General features: G+C 71.4%; 20 protein-coding genes. 9 read left to right on the top strand and 11 right to left on the bottom strand.

Annotated features, from left to right (window positions below):
• Positions 1-37 precede the first annotated feature (37 nt).
• Both AS97_RS27695 and AS97_RS27700 read left to right on the top strand, forming a co-directional pair.
• Complete coding sequence (locus tag AS97_RS27695) at positions 38-688, top strand: TetR/AcrR family transcriptional regulator (protein WP_059148805.1); 651 nt, start codon at positions 38-40, stop codon at positions 686-688.
• A gap of 175 nt (positions 689-863) precedes the next feature.
• Positions 864-2,372 (top strand): MFS transporter, encoded by a 1,509-nt coding sequence (locus AS97_RS27700; RefSeq protein WP_059148804.1) that lies wholly within the window; start codon positions 864-866, stop codon positions 2,370-2,372.
• Between the two features lie 168 nt (positions 2,373-2,540).
• On the opposite strand, the gene AS97_RS27705 is transcribed toward AS97_RS27700, so the two are convergent.
• Positions 2,541-3,041, bottom strand: coding sequence for a MarR family transcriptional regulator (locus AS97_RS27705; RefSeq protein ID WP_059149013.1), 501 nt, complete (start codon positions 3,039-3,041; stop codon positions 2,541-2,543).
• A 120-nt stretch (positions 3,042-3,161) separates the two neighbouring features.
• On the opposite strand from AS97_RS27705, the gene AS97_RS27710 reads away from it, so the two are divergent.
• Complete coding sequence (locus AS97_RS27710; RefSeq protein ID WP_210565841.1) at positions 3,162-3,944, top strand: class III extradiol ring-cleavage dioxygenase; 783 nt, start codon at positions 3,162-3,164, stop codon at positions 3,942-3,944.
• Positions 3,945-4,016: 72 nt separating this feature from the next.
• On the opposite strand, the gene AS97_RS27715 is transcribed toward AS97_RS27710, so the two are convergent.
• Both AS97_RS27715 and AS97_RS27720 read right to left on the bottom strand, forming a co-directional pair.
• Positions 4,017-5,123 carry a questin oxidase family protein gene (locus tag AS97_RS27715; protein WP_210565842.1) on the bottom strand — a complete coding sequence of 369 codons (1,107 nt, stop codon included), beginning with the start codon at positions 5,121-5,123 and terminating at the stop codon, positions 4,017-4,019.
• A gap of 153 nt (positions 5,124-5,276) precedes the next feature.
• Complete coding sequence (locus tag AS97_RS27720; protein ID WP_059148801.1) at positions 5,277-5,693, bottom strand: hypothetical protein; 417 nt, start codon at positions 5,691-5,693, stop codon at positions 5,277-5,279.
• 373 nt (positions 5,694-6,066) lie between these two features.
• Between AS97_RS27720 and AS97_RS27725 the strand changes: the two genes are divergently transcribed.
• The gene (locus AS97_RS27725; RefSeq protein ID WP_059148800.1) at positions 6,067-7,071 is read left to right on the top strand and encodes a sigma-70 family RNA polymerase sigma factor; all 1,005 of its coding nucleotides are present in this window, start codon (positions 6,067-6,069) and stop codon (positions 7,069-7,071) included.
• 154 nt (positions 7,072-7,225) lie between these two features.
• Here AS97_RS27725 and AS97_RS27730 read toward each other — a convergent pair whose 3' ends face one another.
• On the bottom strand, positions 7,226-7,963 hold the full coding sequence (locus AS97_RS27730; protein WP_210565843.1) for a 3-oxoacyl-ACP reductase family protein: 738 nt from the start codon (positions 7,961-7,963) through the stop codon (positions 7,226-7,228).
• Between the two features lie 383 nt (positions 7,964-8,346).
• On the opposite strand from AS97_RS27730, the gene AS97_RS27735 reads away from it, so the two are divergent.
• The 3 genes from AS97_RS27735 to AS97_RS27745 all read left to right on the top strand — a co-directional run bounded on the left by AS97_RS27735 (position 8,347) and on the right by AS97_RS27745 (position 12,255).
• The gene (locus AS97_RS27735; protein WP_059148798.1) at positions 8,347-9,108 is read left to right on the top strand and encodes a DeoR/GlpR family DNA-binding transcription regulator; all 762 of its coding nucleotides are present in this window, start codon (positions 8,347-8,349) and stop codon (positions 9,106-9,108) included.
• On the top strand, positions 9,105-10,049 hold the full coding sequence (pfkB, locus tag AS97_RS27740) for a 1-phosphofructokinase (protein ID WP_210565844.1): 945 nt from the start codon (positions 9,105-9,107) through the stop codon (positions 10,047-10,049). Before AS97_RS27735 ends, pfkB begins: the two co-directional genes overlap by 4 nt.
• A gap of 85 nt (positions 10,050-10,134) precedes the next feature.
• Complete coding sequence (locus AS97_RS27745; RefSeq protein ID WP_210565845.1) at positions 10,135-12,255, top strand: fructose-specific PTS transporter subunit EIIC; 2,121 nt, start codon at positions 10,135-10,137, stop codon at positions 12,253-12,255.
• Positions 12,256-12,262: 7 nt separating this feature from the next.
• On the opposite strand, the gene AS97_RS27750 is transcribed toward AS97_RS27745, so the two are convergent.
• Both AS97_RS27750 and AS97_RS27755 read right to left on the bottom strand, forming a co-directional pair.
• Entirely contained in the window at positions 12,263-13,261 is a 999-nt protein-coding gene (locus AS97_RS27750; RefSeq protein ID WP_210565846.1) for an FAD-dependent oxidoreductase, read from the bottom strand.
• A 90-nt stretch (positions 13,262-13,351) separates the two neighbouring features.
• A complete protein-coding gene (locus tag AS97_RS27755) occupies positions 13,352-14,494 on the bottom strand; it encodes a P1 family peptidase (protein WP_210565847.1) in 1,143 nt (380 codons plus the stop codon).
• 202 nt (positions 14,495-14,696) lie between these two features.
• On the opposite strand from AS97_RS27755, the gene AS97_RS27760 reads away from it, so the two are divergent.
• The gene (locus AS97_RS27760; RefSeq protein WP_228053239.1) at positions 14,697-15,239 is read left to right on the top strand and encodes an AMP-binding protein; all 543 of its coding nucleotides are present in this window, start codon (positions 14,697-14,699) and stop codon (positions 15,237-15,239) included.
• 3 nt (positions 15,240-15,242) lie between these two features.
• Positions 15,243-15,431, top strand: coding sequence for a hypothetical protein (locus AS97_RS27765; RefSeq protein WP_014054365.1), 189 nt, complete (start codon positions 15,243-15,245; stop codon positions 15,429-15,431).
• Positions 15,432-15,438: 7 nt separating this feature from the next.
• Here the strand turns inward: AS97_RS27765 and mscL are convergent, their stop codons facing one another.
• From mscL to AS97_RS27790, 5 genes are all read right to left on the bottom strand, one after another.
• A complete protein-coding gene (gene mscL, locus AS97_RS27770) occupies positions 15,439-15,906 on the bottom strand; it encodes a large conductance mechanosensitive channel protein MscL (protein WP_059148793.1) in 468 nt (155 codons plus the stop codon).
• Between the two features lie 132 nt (positions 15,907-16,038).
• Entirely contained in the window at positions 16,039-16,452 is a 414-nt protein-coding gene (locus AS97_RS49060; RefSeq protein ID WP_349017605.1) for a hypothetical protein, read from the bottom strand.
• 483 nt (positions 16,453-16,935) lie between these two features.
• Positions 16,936-17,781 carry an S-methyl-5'-thioadenosine phosphorylase gene (locus AS97_RS27780; protein ID WP_125760469.1) on the bottom strand — a complete coding sequence of 282 codons (846 nt, stop codon included), beginning with the start codon at positions 17,779-17,781 and terminating at the stop codon, positions 16,936-16,938.
• A 97-nt stretch (positions 17,782-17,878) separates the two neighbouring features.
• Complete coding sequence (locus tag AS97_RS27785; protein ID WP_079059888.1) at positions 17,879-18,253, bottom strand: FmdB family zinc ribbon protein; 375 nt, start codon at positions 18,251-18,253, stop codon at positions 17,879-17,881.
• Positions 18,254-18,429: 176 nt separating this feature from the next.
• Positions 18,430-19,935, bottom strand: coding sequence for a potassium/proton antiporter (locus AS97_RS27790; protein WP_059148789.1), 1,506 nt, complete (start codon positions 19,933-19,935; stop codon positions 18,430-18,432).
• Positions 19,936-20,078: the final 143 nt, after the last annotated feature.

The raw sequence follows: 20,078 nt of genomic DNA on the forward strand, positions 1-20,078 counted from the left end.
GTACGCAGGGATGCCGTACGCAGAAGGGAGTGCTGTCATGGCCGCCGACACGATGACCGCGAAGTCCGCGCAGCCCCGGCTGCGCGCGGACGCCTTGCGCAATCGGGAGCGTATTGTCGTGGCCGCCCGTGAGGTGATCGTCGAATCCGGGGCGCAAACCCCCCTCGATGAAATCGCTCGACGGGCAGGGGTCGGGAATGCCACGATCTATCGGCACTTCACGGACCGCCGTGAGCTCATCCACCATGTGGCGCTTTCGGTGATGTCCGGCGTCGCCGACCAGGCCGAAGCCGCCATGGCCGAGGAGGCGGACTCCTTCTCGGCGCTGCGGCGCTTCGTCCATGCCGCGGCGGATGAGCGCATCGGCGCGCTGTGCCTTCTGCTCTCCGACGGCCTCGACAAGGAGCACCCTGACCTCATTGCCGTCCGCGACCGTCTGTCCGCCGGAGTCGAGGCCCTGATGGGGGCCGCGAAAGCCGACGGCCGACTGCGCACCGACATCGGTGTCGGTGACCTGATGGTCGCGCTCAACCAGCTCACCCGGCCGCTGCCCGGCAGCTTCTGTATGGACTTCGACGCCTTTGTGCACCGGCATCTGCAGCTGTTCCTGGACGGATTGCAGGCCCCGGCGCGCTCCGAACTACCCGGCAAGTCCGTGACCTTGGAGGATCTGCAGCACCGGCCGTGACATAGATCGCACCCGGCCGATCCCGGGCACCGCTTATTTCGCGCGCGTTCACAAGTCTTCAGTACGTGCGTCGACGCCTCTCGCTACCTGTTACCCATTGCCCTGCGCCGGCCTGACTTCGGTCGGCCCCACTCGTCTCATCTGTCACTCTCCGCACCGCTAGGTAGGCTCACCCATGCCTGAAACGGCACAATTCGTGGATCCCCGGCGCTGGAAAGCGCTGATATTCATCGCCCTCGCCCAGCTGATGGTCGTGCTCGACGCGACCATCGTGAACATCGCGCTGCCCAGCGCCCAGGCCGACCTCGGCATCTCCGACGGCAACCGGCAGTGGGTCATCACGGCCTACGCCCTCGCCTTCGGCGGACTGCTGCTCTTCGGCGGCCGGATCGCCGACCTGTGGGGACGTAAGCGGACCTTCATCGTCGGCCTGGCCGGCTTCGCGGCCGCCTCCGCCATCGGCGGTGCGGCGCTGAACACCAGTGTGCTGCTCGGTGCGCGTGCGCTTCAGGGTGTGTTCGGCGCGCTGCTCGCCCCCTCCGCGCTCTCGCTGCTCGCGGTGATGTTCACCGACCCCAAGGAGCGTGCCAAGGCGTTCGGTGTCTTCGGTGCCATCGCAGGTGGTGGCGGTGCCGTCGGTCTGATCCTCGGCGGTGTGCTCACCGAGTACATGGACTGGCGCTGGACCTTCTTCGTGAACATCCCGTTCGCCATCGTCGCCGCGATCGGCGCGGTCGCCGTGATCCGCGACCCGGTGGAGAGCCGCAACACCTCCCGGCTGGACGTCCCCGGTGTGCTCCTGGCCACCACGGGTCTGGTCTCGCTGGTCTACGGCTTCACCCGCGCCGAGTCCGACGGCTGGTCCGCGGGCCTGACCATCGGTCTGTTCGTCGCCGCGGCCGTGCTGCTGATCGCCTTCGTGGCCGTCGAGTCGCGGGTGAAGGCGCCGCTGCTGCCGCTGCGCGTGATCACCGACCGGAACCGGGGCGGTGTCTACGCCTCGCTGGGCCTCGCCATCATCGGCATGTTCGGCCTGTTCCTCTTCCTCACCTACTACATGCAGGTCGTCAAGGGGTACAGCCCGGTCAGGACCGGCTTCGCCTTCCTGCCGATGGTCGCGGGCATGATCACCGGCTCGACGCAGATCGGCGCCCGGCTGATGACCCGGGTCCCGGCGCGGCTGCTGATGGGGCCGGGCTTCCTGGCCGCCTCGGTGGGCATGCTGCTGCTGACCCAGATCGACCTGGACACCTCGTACCCCGCGCTGATCCTGCCCGGGTTCCTGCTCCTCGGCCTCGGCATGGGTACCGCCTTCATGCCGGCGATGAGCCTGGCCACGCATGGCGTCGAGCCGCGTGACGCGGGTGTCGCCTCGGCGATGGTCAACACCTCGCAGCAGGTGGGCGGCGCCATCGGCACCGCGCTCCTGAACACCATCGCCGCGAGCGCCACCACCGCGTACGCCAAGTCGCATGCGGCGGGCGCCCCTTCCCGCACGGCGCTGGAGCTGCAGTCGATGGTGCACGGCTACACCGCCGCCATCTGGTGGGCGGTCGGCATCCTGGTGCTGGCCGGGGTGATCGCCATCACGATGGTCAACGCCGGACATCAGGGAGGCGGCGGCGCGGTCGCCGGCTCCGATGAGGGAGCGGCGGAGGAAGCCATTCCGGTCATGGCGCACTGACGCGCGGAGGTCGTTCGTACAGCGGAGATCATCCGTACAGAGGCGAAGGCCCCGTTCCCCTGGGGAGAATCCCGGGGGAGCGGGGCCTTCGTCCGTCCGTCGGTCGTCCTTCGTCCGTCCTTCGTCCGTCCTTTGTTCGTCGGTCCTCGGCGTGCTGGTGCGGTGGCGTCAGCGCAGCCAGGGGAGGTCGGCGCCCTCCGGCTGCAGACTGTCCGCGATGATCTGGCAGATGGTGCCGAACTGCTCGACCTGCTCGGGGGTGAGCCGGTCGAAGACGGCCATCCGCACGGCGGACACGTGGCCCGGGGCGGTCTCCTCCAGCACCTTGAGTCCCTTGTCGGTGAGGACCGCGTTCTGCCCGCGCTTGTCGTCGGGGCAGTCCTCGCGTCGCACCCAGCCGTCCTTCTCCATGCGCGCGACGGCATGGGACAGCCGGGATCGGGTGATCTTGGCGGCCTCGGCCAGTTCGGTCATCCGCATCCGGTGGCGTGGCGCCCAGGAGAGCTTCACCAGCAAGCCGTAGTAGACGTGGGGCATGCCGGCGTCCCGCTGCAGCTGGCGGTCGAGGTGATCTTCCAGAAGCATGTGTGCGTGGCGGTACGCCAGCCAGCTGCGCTGCTCGTCATCGGTCAGCCAACGCGGCCCGTCGGCGTCTGAGGGGGTCTTCATGGCGTTGTCCACGCGTCCATTCTAGAGAACACTTTTTGAACTTTAAACAAGTGTGCGTTACAGTGATGAGTGCTTGCTTGAGACTTCAAGTACCTTGTCGGGCTCTGCCGAGGAGACTTCATGTCCGCGCTCGACGGGCGTATGCCCGCCCTCTACCTCAGCCATGGTGCTCCGCCACTCGCCGACGATCCGATCTGGCCCGGGCAGCTCGCCGCCTGGGCCGCGGGCCTGCCCCGGCCCCAGGCCATTCTCATGATCTCCGCCCACTGGGAGGAGGCGCCCCTGGCGATCGGGGCCACCCAACAGGTCCCGCTGGTTTATGACTTCTGGGGATTCCCCCAGCACTACTACCAGGTGCGGTACGCCGCGCCGGGCGCCCCCGAACTCGCCGAGCGGATCCGTAAGACGCTGCGCACGGCGGGTACACCGGTCCAGGACATCCCCGAGCGAGGGCTGGACCACGGGGCGTATGTGCCCCTGGTCGAGATGTATCCGGAGGCCGACATCCCGGTCCTGCAGGTCTCGATGCCGACCCTCGACCCGCGGAAGCTGATGGAGATCGGGCGGAAGCTGGCGCCGCTGCGGGACGAGGGCGTCCTGATCGTCGGCAGCGGCTTCTTCACCCACAACCTGGCCGCGATGCGGCAGACGGCCCCGACGCCGCCCAGTTGGTCGACCGAGTTCGACGACTGGGGGCAACGGGCCCTGGACGCACAGGACATCGACGCGCTGCTGGACTTCGAGCACACGGCCCCGGCGGGACGGCTCGCCCACCCGCGCACCGAACACTTCGCGCCGTTGTTCGTCACGCTGGGCGCGGCGGAGGCGGAGTTGCGCAGCCAGCGGAGCGTGATCGACGGCTTCTGGATGGGGTTGGCGAAGCGGTCGCTGCAGTTCGGGTGAGTGGGGCGCTCGGTGAGGGGGATGGGTCCGGGGGGATCGGCTCGTCGGGTACGGACCGGCTCGTGCCCGCCCTCAGAGCGCCGTGTCGATCATCGCGCAGGCGTGGAGTGCCGCGGCCAGGGCCAGGGGGTCCGGGCCCTGGGCGACGTCGAGGGCGGTGTCGGTGAGCTTGATGGCGTGCTCATCGCCGTGCGCGGCGGCGCGGGCGAAGACCTCTTCGGGGGTGACGCCCGCCGCGGACGGCAGTCGGTCGGCCGGGAACGGCTCCCGCGGTGCGTACACCGCCGTGACCGCGGCGCTCGCCGCCCATGCCGCGTCCAGACTCGGCGCCCACAACTCCCGCGGCAGCGCGGGCAGCACGCGCAGCACGGCGTTGGGCGCGGTCGCGGCGTGGACCAGCATCACCGGTGAGCCGTGGCCGTGGGTGGCGTAGCGATGGGTCGTGGCCCGTACGAGCTCGGTCAGCCGCCGGCGCGCCTCCTCCGCCGGGTCGGCGGCGTCGGGGGCGGTCGTCCGGCTGGTGGGCTGCTGGGCGGCCGTCCGGCCGGGCCGCGGGGTGGGCGGCCAGGTGGGGAAGGCGGTGAGCCGGGCCAGCCGCGCCCGTATGCCACCGCTCTGGTCCGCGACCGGCTCCACGGCGGCCAGTGCGTCGGCCGCCGACCCCGAGGTGGGGCCCGGCTGCTGCCGGAGCGGCGGCAGCGGAGCGTGGCGGGCGGCCCAGTAGCCGAGGGCGTGGGCCAGTTCGGCGGTGCGGGGAGCGGTCGTCGTGCCCGGGTCGTCCAGGAGGGTCCGTACGGCGTGGCCGACCCGGATCACCGGATGTGTCGCGCCCCCGGCGATGCCCGGCAGCAGCCGTGGCCACCACACGGCGAGCACGTCCCGCCAGGGGCGGTCGGCGAGCGCGCGGTCGAAGTAGGCGGGCCAGTCGGCGAGACGGCGTGGGTCGCCGAGCGCCTCGCGCCAGTTCTCCTCGGTGATCCGGGCATACGAGTCCGGCATCTCCTGCAGCTTGTCGCGATAGCGGTCCAGCCACCGGTGCACGGTGCGCCCCTGGCCGTGACGCACCAGCGCCTCGACGGCCATCGGCGCGTGATTGCTCAGCCATCCGTCATGCTCGGGGCCGGAGGCGTGCAGTCGCTCGAGGGCTTCGTCGAGGGTTCCACTCGTGTCGTCTGTCATGGCCTCACGCTAGGGAGGGAGGGGCGGCCCCGAATCGGGCCGGGGACGGAAGCGTGCGGGGACCAACGACCTAAGCCGGGCCGGGGCGGGGCCCCGGGGACCTCAGCCGGAGGTCCGGGGCGAGGCTACGGAGGGCTGGGGCGGGCCAACGGGCTACTGCCGGGGGCGCTCCTCGCGTATGTGGAAGACGTAGAACGCTATGCCGATCATCGCGAGCCCCGCCCCGAGCCCGATCCCCGCGGACCGGTACACCGAGCCTCCGCTCACGGCGTGCAGAAAGCCGAGCGCACAGCCGAGGAGCGCCCCGTAGAGCACGGCCCGGATCTCCGGCATCAGGCCCGGCGTCATCCGGCCGAGGGCGTAGCAGAGCGCCCCGACCACCACCGCCGACACCACGCCGAGGATGGCGGACGCGGGGATGGTGGAGCCTTGATTGTGGTCCACGAACATCACCCAGCCGCCGAAGAGCACCGCCAGAACGACGGGGACGCCCCAGGAGGCGGAGGGGTGCAGTGGGAGGTGGAGCCGCGGATGGTGGCGGTGGCTCACCGGGGCTGTGGGGGCATTCATGACCGAACCTCCTCGTCGCCGCGTCCCCGCCCTGACCTGTCACTTTCCAGCGCACACCCATGCGGAGGGCAGGGCAACCCGGCGCGATGGACCATCCGGGCAACCGGGAGCCCGCGAGATTCGTCTTGACAGATGAGAGACGGGCGGGAGAGCCGTAGGAGACGGCGGCACAGGGGGTCTGACCTGCGCTTCCCGCCGCTTCGGCAGTTCGCTGGGCCCCGTGTGGGTGGACAGGATACTGCATGATCGTAAAAAGGTGGGGGCCTGATGGGAATTCTGTCCTGATTCCAGTCGTTGTTTCCTTCGGACGGGGCACCCGACACCGGAGAGTCCGTCCATAGTCCGCGCCCGATCCATCTGTAAGGGAGCACGCATGGCAACCCGTGCCGTCGCCCGTAATCAGTCCGCCGCCGCTGGTGGTGCTGATGGGGCCAACAGCGTTCGCGCCTCAGGCGGGGAGATCGCCGATCGCGACCTGGTCGGCATGTATCTCGACGAGATCGCTCGTACCCCGCTGCTGGACGCGGCGAAGGAGGTCGAGCTGTCCCAGTCCATCGAAGCGGGGGTGTATGCCCAGCAGATCCTGGACGGCGAGGTTGAGGAGGCCCCTGCCGCAGGTGCGAGCCGCGAGGAGCTGGAGGCGATAGCCACCGAAGGTGCCCGCGCCAAGGACATCTTCATCCGCTCCAACCTGCGCCTCGTCGTGGCTGTGGCGCGCCGCTATCCGCGCAGTGGGCTGCCCCTGCTCGACCTGATCCAGGAGGGCAACGCGGGCCTGGTGCGCGCGGTGGAGAAGTTCGACTACACCAAGGGATTCAAGTTCTCGACCTATGCCACGTGGTGGATCCGTCAGGCCATCACGCGCTCGATCGCGGACCAGTCCCGTACGATCCGGCTGCCCGTCCACCTGGTCGAGGAGCTCGGCCGGATCCGCCGGGTGCAGCGGGAGTTCAACCGTGAGCACGGCCGTGAGCCGGAGCACGCCGAGATCGCCGAGGAGCTCGGCTCCACGATGGAGCGGGTCTCGGATGTGCTCGACTGGGCCCGCGACCCGGTCAGTCTGAACATGTCGGTCGACGACGAAGGAGAGACCCAGTTCGGCGATCTGCTGGAGGACACTTCGGCCGTTTCGCCCGAGCAGTCGGTGATGACGCTGCTGCGCAGCGAGGAGCTGGAGGACCTGATCGGCCGCCTCGACGACCGCACCGCCTCCATCATCAAGGCGCGGTACGGCATCGACGACGGCCGGGAGCGCACCCTGACCGAGGTCGGCAAGCAGCATGGCCTCACGCGTGAGCGCATCCGCCAGATCGAGAAGCATGCCTTGCTTGAGCTGAAGAAGATGGCCCGCCAGACCGGTTTCGACGCAGCGGCTTGAGTTCTCGGGACAGCAGGCTCCAGCCGCCACCAGACCCTCTCCAACCCATGGACCGAGCCCCGGCGCCTCCCCCCTGGCGCCGGGGCTCGCTTGTGTCCGGGTGCGGTCCGGGTGGGGTCCGGGTGCGGGTCTGGGTGCGGTCCGGGTGGGGCGCTCAGACGGCGAAGCCGCCGTCCACGGCGATCGACGCCCCGGTGATGTAGCGGCCGCTGTCGCTCGCGATATGGGCCACGGTCGCCGCGATCTCCGTGGGACGGCCGTAGCGGCCGAGTGCGGTGAAGCCGCTCTGGAGTGCGGCGTTTTCGCCGTCCGCCGGGTTCATATCGGTGTCCACCGGGCCGGGGTGGATCAGGTTGGCCGTGATCCCGCGCGGGCCGAGTTCACGGGCCAGGGCCTTGGTGAGGCCGGCGAGCGCGGTCTTGCTGGTCGCGTAGAGGCTGCCGCCGGGGAAGGCGACGCGCTCGGCCATGCAGCTGCCGATGTTGATGATCCGCCCGCCGTCGGTCATCAGCGCGGCGGCCGCCTGCGCCATGAGGAACGGCGCCCGGACGTTCACGGCGAGGATCTGGTCCACATCGTCCAGCGACAGCTCGGCGAGGGGGCCGAGGACGCCGACGCCCGCGTTGTTGACCAGGATGTCCAGTCGGCCGAACTCGGCGGCGGCCCCGTCCACGGCGGCGCGCACCTCCTGCGCGTCGGCGCCGTCGACCCGCACCGCCCAGGCGCGACGGCCGAGCGCCTTGATCCGGTCGACGACGTCCGCCGCGCGGTCGGCCTGGCTGTGGTAGGTCAGGGCGACATCGGCGCCGTCCTCGGCGAGCCGGATCGCCACGGCCTCGCCGATGCCCCGGCTGCCGCCGGTGACCAGGGCCGCCTTGCCGTCGAGTGTCATGTCTTCTCCTTGTATGCGAATGGTGCGAGGAAAATTCCGCTGTGCGGTGGTCCCTCCTGGTGAGGGGGACATGACTCGATCCTGGTCGGGCGGGTGGTGGAAGTCCGGCGGGAATCGGACGGTGCGCTGCGGCGATGCGCTGAGGCGATGCGTGGGGCGATGCGTGGGGCGGGCGATCGGAGGCGGCGGTCCGGAGCGGGCAGCCGAAAGAGGTCGCTGAGCGGGGTCGCTGAGGGGGCCGCTGAGAGGGGTAGCTGAGCGGTCGCGGCCCGCCCATGCCCGGTCGAGTTCGTTTCGTGCCCGAGTCTGTTTACTTTCCGGCATTTCCCACGTAATCTGGCCGCGAAATCACAGGTTCGGGCATGGAAGGGACGTAAACCCACATGTACGCTCCGGAGCGGCAGCAGGAGATTCTCCGGCTCGCCCGTGAAAGCGGGCGGGTGGATGTCCTGTCCCTCGCCGAGGAGTTCCAGGTCACCGCCGAGACCGTGCGGCGTGATCTGCGCACCCTCGACCGGGCGGGGCTCGTCCGCCGTGTGCACGGGGGCGCCATCCCGGCCGGACGTCTGGACTTCGAGCCCGATCTCGCCGAGCGCGAGTCCACCGCCGCCGATGAGAAGGACCGCATCGCGCGGGCCGCCATCGCCGAGCTGCCGTCCGACGGCAGCGTGATCATCGACGCGGGCTCGACGGCGGCCCGGTTCGCCGCCGCCCTCCCGCTGGAGGCCAAGCTCACCGTCGTCACCCACGCCCTGCCGGTCGCCGCCCGCCTCGCCGACCACCCCGGTATCGCGCTGCACCTCGTCGGTGGACGGGTCCGCCACCGCACCCGGGCCGCCGTGGACGCATGGGCGCTGCGCGGCTACGGCGAGATCAAGGCCGATGTGGTCTTCCTCGCCACCAACGGCTTCTCGCTGGACGGCGGGCTCACCACACCCGATCTCGCGGAGGGCGCCGTCAAGGGCGCCATGATCGCGGCGGCGCGGCGGGTGGTGCTGCTCGCGGACTCCGCCAAGTTCGGCCGGGAGCACTTCGCCCGGTTCGGCGGCCTGGACGATGTCGATCTGCTCATCACGGACACCGGGCTCAGCCCGCAGGACGCCCTGGCCATCGAGCGGCGGGGCACGGAAGTGGCACGCGCATGATTCTCACCGTCACCCCCAACCCCAGCCTGGACCGTACGTACGAGATCCCCGCGCTGGAGCGCGGCGCCGTGCTGCGGGCCACGGCCGACCGGGTCGACCCCGGCGGCAAGGGCGTCAATGTCTCGCGTGCCGTGGCCGCCGCGGGGCATCGCACGGTGGCCGTGCTGCCGCTCGGCGGACCGGAGGGCGCGCTGCTCGCACGGCTGTTGGGGGAGCTGGGCATCGAGGCGGCGGGCGTGCCCGTGGCGGGCTCGACCCGGGTCAACATCTCCGTGGCCGAACCGGACGGCACCCTCACCAAGCTCAACGCGGGCGGGCCCGAGCTGAGCGACGCCGAGGCCGAGGCGGTGCTGGAGGCCGTCCGGACGAGCGCCGAGAGCGCCGACTGGATCGCCTGCTGCGGCAGCCTGCCCCGCGGGCTCGCGCCCGAGTGGTACGCCGAACTGGTGGCGCGGGCCCACCGGGCGGGCGCCCGGATCGCGCTGGACACCTCCGGCCCCTCGCTGACCGCCGCCCTGCGCGAGCGTCCCGATGTGGTGAAGCCCAACGCCGAGGAGCTGGCCCAGGCCGTGGGCCGTCCGCTGGCCACGGTGGGCGAGGCGGTCAAGGCGGCCGAGGAACTGCGGGGGCTCGGTGCCCGCGCCGTGCTGGCCAGCCTGGGCGCCGACGGTCAGCTGCTGGTCGACGAGACGGGCACCTACTTCGGCACCGCGCGGGTGGCCGCCGTGCGCAGCAACGTCGGCGCGGGCGACGCCTCGCTCGCCGGATTCCTGGCGGCTGGCGGCGCCGGGCCCGCCGCACTCGCCTCGGCCGTGGCCCACGGGGCGGCCGCGGTGCAGCTGCCGGGCAGCGCCATGCCGACCCCGGCAGACCTCGATCCGTCCGCCGTCATCACGACGGCGGATATCCCGCTGGACCGTGTGCTCAAGGAGCCCGCGTGACCGGCCGACCCCACTCCCACCCCCCAATCCCCACTCCGTCCGCCCGCCTCCCCCAAGGCGGCACCGCACACAAGGGAGCCGCGAGATGAGTGAGCTGATCACCGCGGATCTGGTCGACCTTGACCTGTCCGCCGACACCAAGGAAGCCGCCGCCCGGTCGCTCGCCGAACGTATGGTCGCGGCCGGCCGCGTCACCGACCTCGACGGCTTTCTCGCCGATGTGGCGGCGCGCGAGAAGCAGATGCCGACCGGCCTGGACGGCGGCATCGGCATACCCCACTGCCGCAGCGCGCATGTCACCGAGCCGACCCTGGCCTTCGGGCGCAGCGCTGCCCGGATCGACTTCGGCGCGGCGGACGGTCCGGCCGATCTGATCTTCTTGATAGCCGCTCCGGCGGGCGCGGACAGCGACCATCTGACGATTCTGTCGAGCCTGGCACGGCAGCTGATGAACGCCGACTTCACCGATGCGCTGCGCTCGGCCGACCGGCCCGAACAGGCGGCCGCCCTGATTCGCGGCGAGGAGCGGAGCGCACCCGCCGCCGAGGGGACGGGAACTGAGCGATCGGAGGGTGAGGAGCCCGCCGCGGCAGGTGAGTCTGCCGCGGCAGGTGAGCCCGCCGCCGCTGAGCCTGGGGCTGCTGAGCCCGCCGCCGCTGAGGCCACCGACTCGGAGCCGGTGGCCCCCTTCCGGATCGTGGCCGTCACGTCCTGCCCCACCGGTATCGCACATACCTATATGGCCGCCGAGTCGCTGGAGAACGCCGGTCGCGAGGCCGGGGTCGAGCTGGTGGTCGAGACCCAGGGCTCGGCCGGGTTCGACAAGCTCCCCGCGGCCACCATCGCCGCCGCCGACGCGGTGATCTTCGCGCACGATGTGGAGGTCCGGGACAAGGCCCGCTTCGCGGGCAAGCCGACAGTGGACGTCGGAGTGAAGGCGGGCATCAACCGCCCCGCCGAACTCATCGCCGAGGCGCGTGGGAAGGCCGCACGTGGCGAGGTCGGCGCACCGGCCGACGGCACGGCGGGGGGCTCGGCGCCGATGGACGAGGACGGTCCCGCCGGTGACGGCTTCGGCACCCGGCTGCGCAAGTGGCTGATGACGGGCGTCAGTTACATGGTTCCGTTCGTCGCCGCGGGTGGTCTGCTGATCGCGCTCGCCTTCGCGATCGGCGGTTACGAGATCGCGAGTGCCAAGTCGGTGGCGGACCACTTCGTCTGGGCCGAGAGCAGCAGCTGGGCTGCGCTGCTCTTCCAGATCGGCAGTGCGGCGTTCACCTTCCTGGTGCCGGTCCTGGCGGGCTATATCGCCTACGGCATGGCCGACCGGCCCGGCCTGGTCCCCGGTTTCGTGGGCGGCTACATCGCGACGACCATCAAGGCCGGATTCCTCGGCGGTCTGGTCGCGGGGCTGATCGCGGGCGCGGTCGTCATGGGTATCCAGCGGTTCAAGGTTCCGGCGGCGCTGCGCGGCATCATGCCGGTGGTGGTGATCCCGCTGATCTCCTCGGCGATCGTCGGGGTCCTGATGTTCGTGGTGATCGGCAAGCCCATCGCCTCCGCGCAGGAGGCGATGACCGACTGGCTCAACGGCCTCTCCGGCGCCAACGCCATCGGTCTCGGTGTCCTCCTCGGCCTGATGATGTGCTTCGACCTCGGCGGCCCGGTCAACAAGGTGGCCTACGCCTTCGCCACCGGCGGTATCGCGGTGTCGGACCCCTCCACCGGAAGCCTCAAGATCATGGCCGCGGTGATGGCCGCCGGTATGGTCCCGCCGCTGGCGCTGGCCCTCGCCACCACCGTGCGCGGACGGCTGTTCACCAAGACCGAGCGGGACAACGGCAAGGCCGCCTGGGTGCTGGGTGCCTCCTTCATCACTGAGGGCGCCATTCCGTTCGCCGCGGCGGATCCGCTGCGGGTGATCCCCTCGTCGATGGTGGGCGGTGCCGTGACCGGTGCGCTGTCGATGGCGTTCGACTGCACGCTGCGCGCCCCGCACGGCGGCATCTTCGTGGTCCCGCTGATCGGCCAGCCGTTCCTCTACCTGCTGGCCATCGTGGCGGGCACGGTGGTCTCGGCCGGTCTGGTGGTCTTCCTCAAGGGGCTGCGGAAGACGGCGGAGGCAGAAGGCACCGGCCAGACGGGCGGCAAGGCCGCCCCGGGCGGTACCACCGAGGACGAGTCGAAGGTGGCGGTCGCGGCCTGACCGCATCTCAGCCACCCCCTGCCGGGTCCGGCGGCCCGCCCACGTCCGTGGGCGGGCCGCCGGTCTCTGTGGGCAGCCCGCCTGACTCCGTGGGCAGACCGCGCGAGGCGTAGTAGGCACCGAGCGCGGCCTCGCCACCCGACCCCATGGCGGTCGCGATCCGCTGGAAGCGAACCGACCGCAGATCACCGGCGGTGAAGACCCTGGGATGCTGGCTCCAGGGAGGGCAGTACCCGGACCGGTCGGCGGCCACGGCCCCGGCGGGGGGCGCCGGGGCGCTGCCCAGGTTGAGGAAGGCGAGATCGGCCGTGAGGACCCGCCGCTCGCCCTCCACCGTCCGGACCTCGACGGTGACCGGTGCCGAGGAGGACCCGAACTCCAGCCGCCGCATGGCCACCAGCTCCACCCGCGAGTCCCGCCGGATCTCCTCGGTCTTGTACGCGTCCTCGGGCGGATACGCCACCACAAAGCGGGTCCTCAGCTCCGGATGGGCCCGCGCCACGGTGCCCAGGGGCCGGTCCGCCCCCAGGACCAGCACCGTCCGGCCGTCGACCGCCGCCGGATCCGCCTCCCACAGCGGCGGCAGCGCCAAGCCCGCCACGCCCCCGAGCCATCCCGCGCGCTCAGGACCCAGCGGCCCGACCCCCGTGGCGACGACCACATACGGAGCGGTCAGCCGCGCTCCACGCCCCCGCGCGGACCCCACCGGCGTCACGGGCTCGGCCGCCACCTCGACGCGGTCGTCGAAGGCGTCGATCCTTGTGGCGCGGCTGCCCAGCTCCACCCGGCACAGGTCACATCGCGCCAGATCGGCCTCGATCGCCGTCGCCAGATCCGGGCCGTTGGTGACTCCGAGGACATTGCTCACCACCGGGATGCGCCGCAACGCCCCGCATACCGTGTCGCCCGACTCGATCAGCACCGAGCGCATCCCCACGCTCGCCGCCATCACGGCTGCGGCGCAGCCCGCCGGGCCGCCCCCGACGATCAGCAGATCGGTGTCCATGTGAAGCCCCCCTTCTCTCCGTCTCCGCGGCCCGTTTCTCTCCCGGCCGGACGCTTCCTTCCCTCCCGTCGGGAGAGCAATTGGGCCGGATCAGCGGCTGTAAAGATCCCGGTACGCGGGGAAGACACCGCCCGGGCCGTCCACGCTCTCCGCGGCGAGCACCGCCTTGACCAGCGCCCGGGTCAGCACATCCGCCCCGGCCGCCAGCACCTCGTTCAGCGCACCGCTCTCCCGGTGCACCCCGAACGCCGGATCGTCGGCGCCCTCGGGACCGCCCTCCGGTATCAGCGGCCGCCCGCAGGTGGCCAGGGCGAAGACCGTGTCGCCGTCGGACAGCAGATGCACCGGCCGGATGGCCCGCGCCAGACCGTCATGCGCGGTACCCGCGAGCTTGTGCGCCTGGGCCCGGGTGAGCACGGCATCCGTGGCGACGACGGCCAGCGTGGTGTTCAGCGGAGGCCGCACCGACGCGGCTCGCCGCCGCTCCGACTCCGCCCGCGCGGCGGTCAGCCGGCGCATTGCCTCCGCGTGCTCGGCCGCACCCGGCCTGTGGGGCCCGCCCTCGTCCGACGGCCCGTAGTGCTCCCCGTACAGCACACCTGTACCCGGATCCACGACCGATCCCACGGCGTTGACCACTGCCAACGCGGCCACCATGACACCGGACGGCAGCACCGTGGAGGCCGAACCGGTGCCGCCCTTGAGCCCACCGGCCACCGCGCCGGTGCCCGCTCCCACATTGCCCTGCGCGACCGGCGCCCCCGTCTCCGAACCGGCCGCCGCCTCGATCGCCTCGCGCCCCAGCGCGGCGTCCGGGCGGGCCCGCCAGTCGCCGCCCCGGCCCAGGTCGAAGAGGGCGGCGGCCGGGACCACCGGAACGACCTGCGTCGGATCGGGACCGACCCGGAAGCCCCGGCCGTGCTCCTCCAACCAGGAGGCCACCCCCGAGGCGCTGTCGAGCCCGAACGCGCTGCCGCCGGTCAGCACGATGGCATCGACGCGCTGGACCAGATTGCGCGAATCGAGGGCATCGGTCTCCCGGGTGCCGGGACCACCGCCGCGCACATCGACCGCGGCGACCGCACCACCCTCGGGGGCCAGCACCACGGTCGTCCCGGTCAGCCGGCCGCCGGTGGACCGCTGGGCATGGCCCACCCGCAGTCCACGGACATCCGTGAGGCCGTCGGCCGGACCGGTGGGGGCTGATTCGGAGTTTGTCTGCTCGGCATCCATGGAAGCTATGCGTAGCACGGGAAGCCATGGCATGGTCGGGTGCCGAGGCGCGAACCACTCCCTTGTCCGCCCGCCCGCCATCGCCGGCGAAGGCCACAGGACGGGGTGAGGAGCCCTCATATAGAGGGCGTTCATCAGACGTTGATGGCGTGACAGCAGTCTGGGCTGTATGCCGTTCGCCCCCGTCCGAAAGAAGACCGCCGTGCCCCGTAGCTCTCGGACGGAGGAGCTCCCGACACTGGCCGCCGACACCCGGCGGGCCGCCCGGGTCGCCCTCCGCTGGATCAGCGAGCCGGACTGCACCGAGGAGCTCACCCATGCCGAGCTGCTCGACCAGGCGGCCCGGGCCGCCGCCGCACTCACCCGGCTCGGCGTCCGCGCCGGGGACCGGGTGGCGGTCCATCTGCCGCTGGTGCCCGAGTCCGTGATCGCCACGCTCGCCTGCGGTCGGCTCGACGTCGTCCGCGCCAGCCTCCCCGTGGGGCTGCGCCCCCATGAGCTGCGCGAGCGGATCAGGGAGGTCGACGCGAAGGTCGTCATCACCGCGGACGCCGGGCAGCACCGCGGGGAGCTGCAGCCGCTCAAGCGGCAGGTCGACCGGGCGCTGGCCGGCTGCCCCGGGGTGCGATCCGTGCTGGTCGTCCACCGGCTCGCCTGCCCGGTGTCCTGGACGCCCGGGCGTGACCTGTGGTGGCACGACGAGCTCGGCCGATACACCGAGCCGCTGCCCGGGCCGTACTCTTGAGGCATGAACACCGCCCCTGCCCCTGGACCGCGCGATCCGGCCGCCGCGCTGATCTTCGACGATCCACTGGCGCAGCGGTCATCGGACGATACGGACCACGGGTGGGGTGAGCGGGTTCCCGGCGGCGACAGCGCCGACGATGCCGCTGGTCTGGCCCGGTTCCTCGACGAGAAGCCGCCCCACCACCTCTGACGGGTCCCTAGGCGCTGGAGCCGCTGCCGCCACCGTCGACGGCGGAGGCGCGCTGCGCCACCAGCTCGTCGCGGATCTGGCGCAGCAGAAGGATCTCCTCGGCCTCCGCGACGGCCTGCTCCTCCTCCGCCTGCTTCTCCTTCGCGGCCTTGCGCGCCAGATAGCGCGACATCGGCAGCACCATCAGGAAGTACACCACCGCCGCGGTGATCAGGAAGGTCAGCACGGCCGAGAGCACGCTTCCCCAGAGGATCGGAATGCCGTGGATGACATCGCCCGCGGCGTTGGTCTCGCAGGGTGCCTTGAGGCAGGAGCGGTACTTCTCGAGATCCTTCGTGCCGAAGGCTCCGACTATGGGGTTGATGAGGCCCTTCACTATCGAGTTCACGACGGCGGTGAAGGCGGCTCCGATGACGACCGCGACGGCCAGATCGATCACATTGCCGCGCATCAGGAAGGCTTTGAACCCTTCCATGACGCTCTTCTTCTCCTCGGTTACCTTCTCCTGGCTCAACCCACTGCCTCTCTCTTGCCGCGTCGGTGCTGGAGCGGACGGTTCCGCAACCTACACCCGCAGGTGAGAGGGGCATCAGGGGAGTCGGGGGAGTCAGCAGTGGCATAGCGTCACCGCCAGTCGGGAGCCGGCCGCGGCCCCGGCCAGCGCGGTGGTGTCCGCGCGCGGCACCGTGAGCACCACCAGCGCCCCGCCGCCGTCCAGCACACCGTCACCGTTCACCGCGCCGCCGTCCAGAGCGCTGTCACCGTTCCCCGTGCCGTCGCCGCTCGCCTCCGCCCCGGCCTCCGGCGCGCCGCCGTCGGCTCCACCGTCCGCCGAGCGGCCGCTCCGGGAGCCCGGCACATCGGCCACCCGGACCCCACGTGCGACTACCCGTGCCGTGGTGCCGGACGAACCGGTCCGTGTGGCGTCCGGGAGCGGGGTGGCCAGCACATCCACCCGGTCACCGGGGTGCAGCAGCCGCACCGTCGCCGCGTCGGCGATCCGGACTGGCGCCGACACCATCGCAGGGCGTGGGCCGTCTCGCCGCTCCTCGCCCGCCGGAGCGGGCGCCCGCGAGGACTCGGTGTCCGTGTGGCCCCGGCCGGGGGTGCCGCGGCCGCGAGTGCCGCGGCCGTCAGCGCCAGCCCGGCCGCCATCGCACGGCGCCGCCGCCGCACGGCCCGCCGCAGCCGGAATCCGCCGGTGCGCTCGGTGCGCACCGGATCGAAGCGTGGCACCGCGCGGGCCGGGGGAGCGGAGCGGGGTAACGCGAGGGTGGGGGTGGGGGACGGATGGGACATGGCACGTCACCGCCTGCCGTGAGGGACCGGGTGCTTCTGGCCCCCTCACCATGCCCGCCCCCACCCGATCCCGCTCGGGCCTGTGGACGGTCACCGGGCTGTGGACAACTCGGTCACCCGGGCCAGCGATATCCGCCCCGGCGTGCCCTCCCCGTGGCCTCCCCGCGCCTTCCCGGTGGCCTCCCCGCGCCCTGCCGCACCGTCCCTACGGAAGCTCGATCCCCAGGTCCCAGCCGTCGTGGGCGTGGGTGCACAGGCAGTCCCGTGCGGAGCTTTCCGGCAGCTTGCCCACCGCGTCGAAGAGCACCTCACGCAGTCGGCCCACGTTCTCCCCGAAGACCTTCAGCACCTCGGTGTGGGTGACGCCCTCACCCGTCTCCACCCCCGCGTCCAGGTCGGTGACCAGAGTCAACGACGTGTAGCAGAGCCCCAGTTCACGGGCGAGCACCGCCTCCGGGTGGCCCGTCATGCCGACAACGGACCAGCCCTGCGCCGCATGCCAGCGCGATTCGGCCCGGGTGGAGAAGCGCGGCCCCTCGATCACGCACATCGTCCCGCCGTCCACCGGCTCCCAGCCGCGTCCGCGCGCCGCGGCCACGGCCGCGTTCCGCCCCACCGGGCAGTACGGGTCGGCGAAGGTGGTGTGCACGACGTTCGGAATCCGGCCGTCCGGCAGCGGCTCGCCGTCGAAGTAGGTCTGCGTACGCGCCTTCGTGCGGTCCACCAGCTGGTCGGGGACGAGCAGCGTGCCGGGTCCGTACTCCGGCTGCAGCCCGCCCACCGCGCACGGGCCGAAGACCTGCCGCACCCCGAGCGAGCGCAGGGCCCAGAGGTTGGCGCGGTAGTTGATGCGGTGCGGCGGCAGGTGGTGCTCGCGGCCGTGCCGCGGGAGGAAGGCGACCCGTCGCCCCTCGATGTCGCCGAGAACGAGCGAGTCGCTCGGCGCCCCATAGGGAGTCTCCACAGTGATCTCGGTCACGTCGTCGAGGAACGTGTAGAACCCCGATCCCCCGATGACCCCTATGTCTGCTTGCCTGCTGGTCTCGACCATGCGATCACCCTAGCCACCCGCGTCCGCGCGAACGGCACCCCGCCTCCTCCCGGTGGAGGCGGCGGGGTGCCGATGAAGCCGAAGACGGGTGGCCGGGTCAGGCGGCCGAACTCGACGACGAGGACGACGAAGACGAGGAGGACGCCGAGGACGGCGACGAAGACGCCGACGACGAAGACGTCGAGGAGGAGGATGAGGAAGAAGAGTCCGAGGACGAAGACGAGGAAGACGACGAGTCGGAGCTCTCGCTCTTCGCCGCCGGCTTGCTGGAACCGCCGCTCGTGCTGCTGGACGAGGAGCGGCTGTCGTTCCGGTAGAACCCGGAGCCCTTGAACACGATGCCGACGGCGGAGAACACCTTCTTCAGGCGTCCCTTGCAGTTGGGGCACTCGGTGAGCGCGTCGTCGGTGAACTTCTGCACCGCCTCGAGGCCCTCGCCACACTCGGTGCACTGGTACTGGTAGGTCGGCACGTTCTTCCTCCTGGCACTCTCACTCAATGAGTGCTAACGACGCTCCATAGTGCAGTATTCCTGCGCGTCAGTCCACTGGGACGGGATAGACGGTGATCGAAGCCACCGTCAGAGGCCCCTCCCGGCTCTTGGCCCGAAGCCTTCGCGGGCTTTCGCGGGCCCCCGCTCCCGCCCCCTCAGCCCGCTCCCGTGCCCAGCCAGCCCGCCAGCTTGCCGCCTTGGCCCACTGCCCGCAGCCGCCGCTCCGCCGCGTCGCGCACCGGGTCCGTGGCCACCACCAGCAGCTCGTCGCCGCGGCGCAGCATCGTCGAGGGCAGTGGTACGAAGCTGGTCCCGCCCCGGACCACCAGGGTGACCGCGGCCCCTGTGGGCAGCCGCAGCTCGCCTACCTCGACGCCGTGCATCTTGGACGACTGGGGGATCGACACCGACAGCAGATGGCCGCGCAGCCGCTCCAGGGGCGCCGATTCGATGCCCAGGTCGGCCGGCTCGGGTTCCTCGAGCCGCAGCCGGGTGGCGAGCCAGGGCAGCGTCGGCCCCTGGATCAGGGTGTAGACGATCACCAGCACGAAGACGATGTTGAAGATCCGGCTGCTGCCGGGCACATCGCTGACCACCGGGATGGTTGCCAGGACGATCGGCACCGCCCCGCGCAGCCCGGCCCAGGACAGCAGTGCCTTCTCCCGCCAGGGCAGCGGGAACGGCGCCGTGCTGACCAGGACCGACACCGGCCGGGCCACCACGGTCAGCACCAGCCCGACCGCGAGGGCGGGCAGGACGTCATCGCCCAGCTCATGCGGGGTGACCAGCAGTCCCAGCAGGACGAACATCCCGATCTGGGCGAGCCAGCCCAGCCCCTCGGCGAAGCCGCGCGTCGCCGGCCAGTGCGGCAGCCGTGCGTTGCCCAGGAGGAGGGCGGCGAGGTAGACGGCGAGGAAGCCGGACCCGTGCGCCAGCGCACCGCCCGCGTAGGCGGTCACCGCGATGGCGATCACCGCGATCGGGTACAGACCCGAGGCGGGCAGCGCCACATGCCGCAGGCCGTACGCGCCCAGCCAGCCGATCGCGAGGCCGATCACCGCGCCGATCGCCAGCTCCAGGGCGATCGTGCCGATCAGGGCGTACCAGGACTCCATGGGGCCCTGGCTGGAGACGGCGACCACCAGGATCACCACGGGGGCGTCGTTGAAGCCCGACTCGGCCTCCAGGACGCCCGTGAGCCGCTTGGGCAGTGGCACCGTGCGCAGTACCGAGAAGACCGCCGCCGCGTCCGTGGACGACACCACCGCGCCGATGATCAGCGCCTGCCGCCAGTCCAGTCCCACCACATAGTGCCCTGCGGTCGCGGTGAGCCCCACGCTCACCGCGACACCCAGGGTGGACAGGACGGCGGCCGCCGGCAGGGCGGGTTTGATCTCGCTCCACTTCGTGCCCAGACCGCCTTCGGCCAGGATGACGACCAGCGCGGCGTAGCCGAGGACCTGCGTCAGCTCGACGTCGTTGAAGGTGACGCCGATCCCGTCCGTGCCGATGGCGACGCCGATCCCGAGATAGATCAGCAGCGTGGGCAGCCCGCTGCGCGAGGAGATCCTTACGGCCACCACCGCGAAAAGCAGGACGAGCGAGCAGATCAACAGCAGTTCATTGAGGTGGTGAACAGTCAGGGGCCGACCCTTTCTCACGGGAGCGGAGGGGACGCTGCGAACAGGTCCCCTCCGACCGGAACTTCATTGCCTTACCTAACATTTTACGGGATCTTGACGCGAGCCTCCCACGAGGAGCCTTCGCCGAGGTGTACGAGCCCGCCCGGTGGCCGGTGCAATGC

It is taken from the genome of Streptomyces sp. AgN23 (assembly GCF_001598115.1).
In the GTDB taxonomy this organism is placed as follows: Bacteria; Actinomycetota; Actinomycetes; order Streptomycetales; family Streptomycetaceae; genus Streptomyces; species Streptomyces antimycoticus.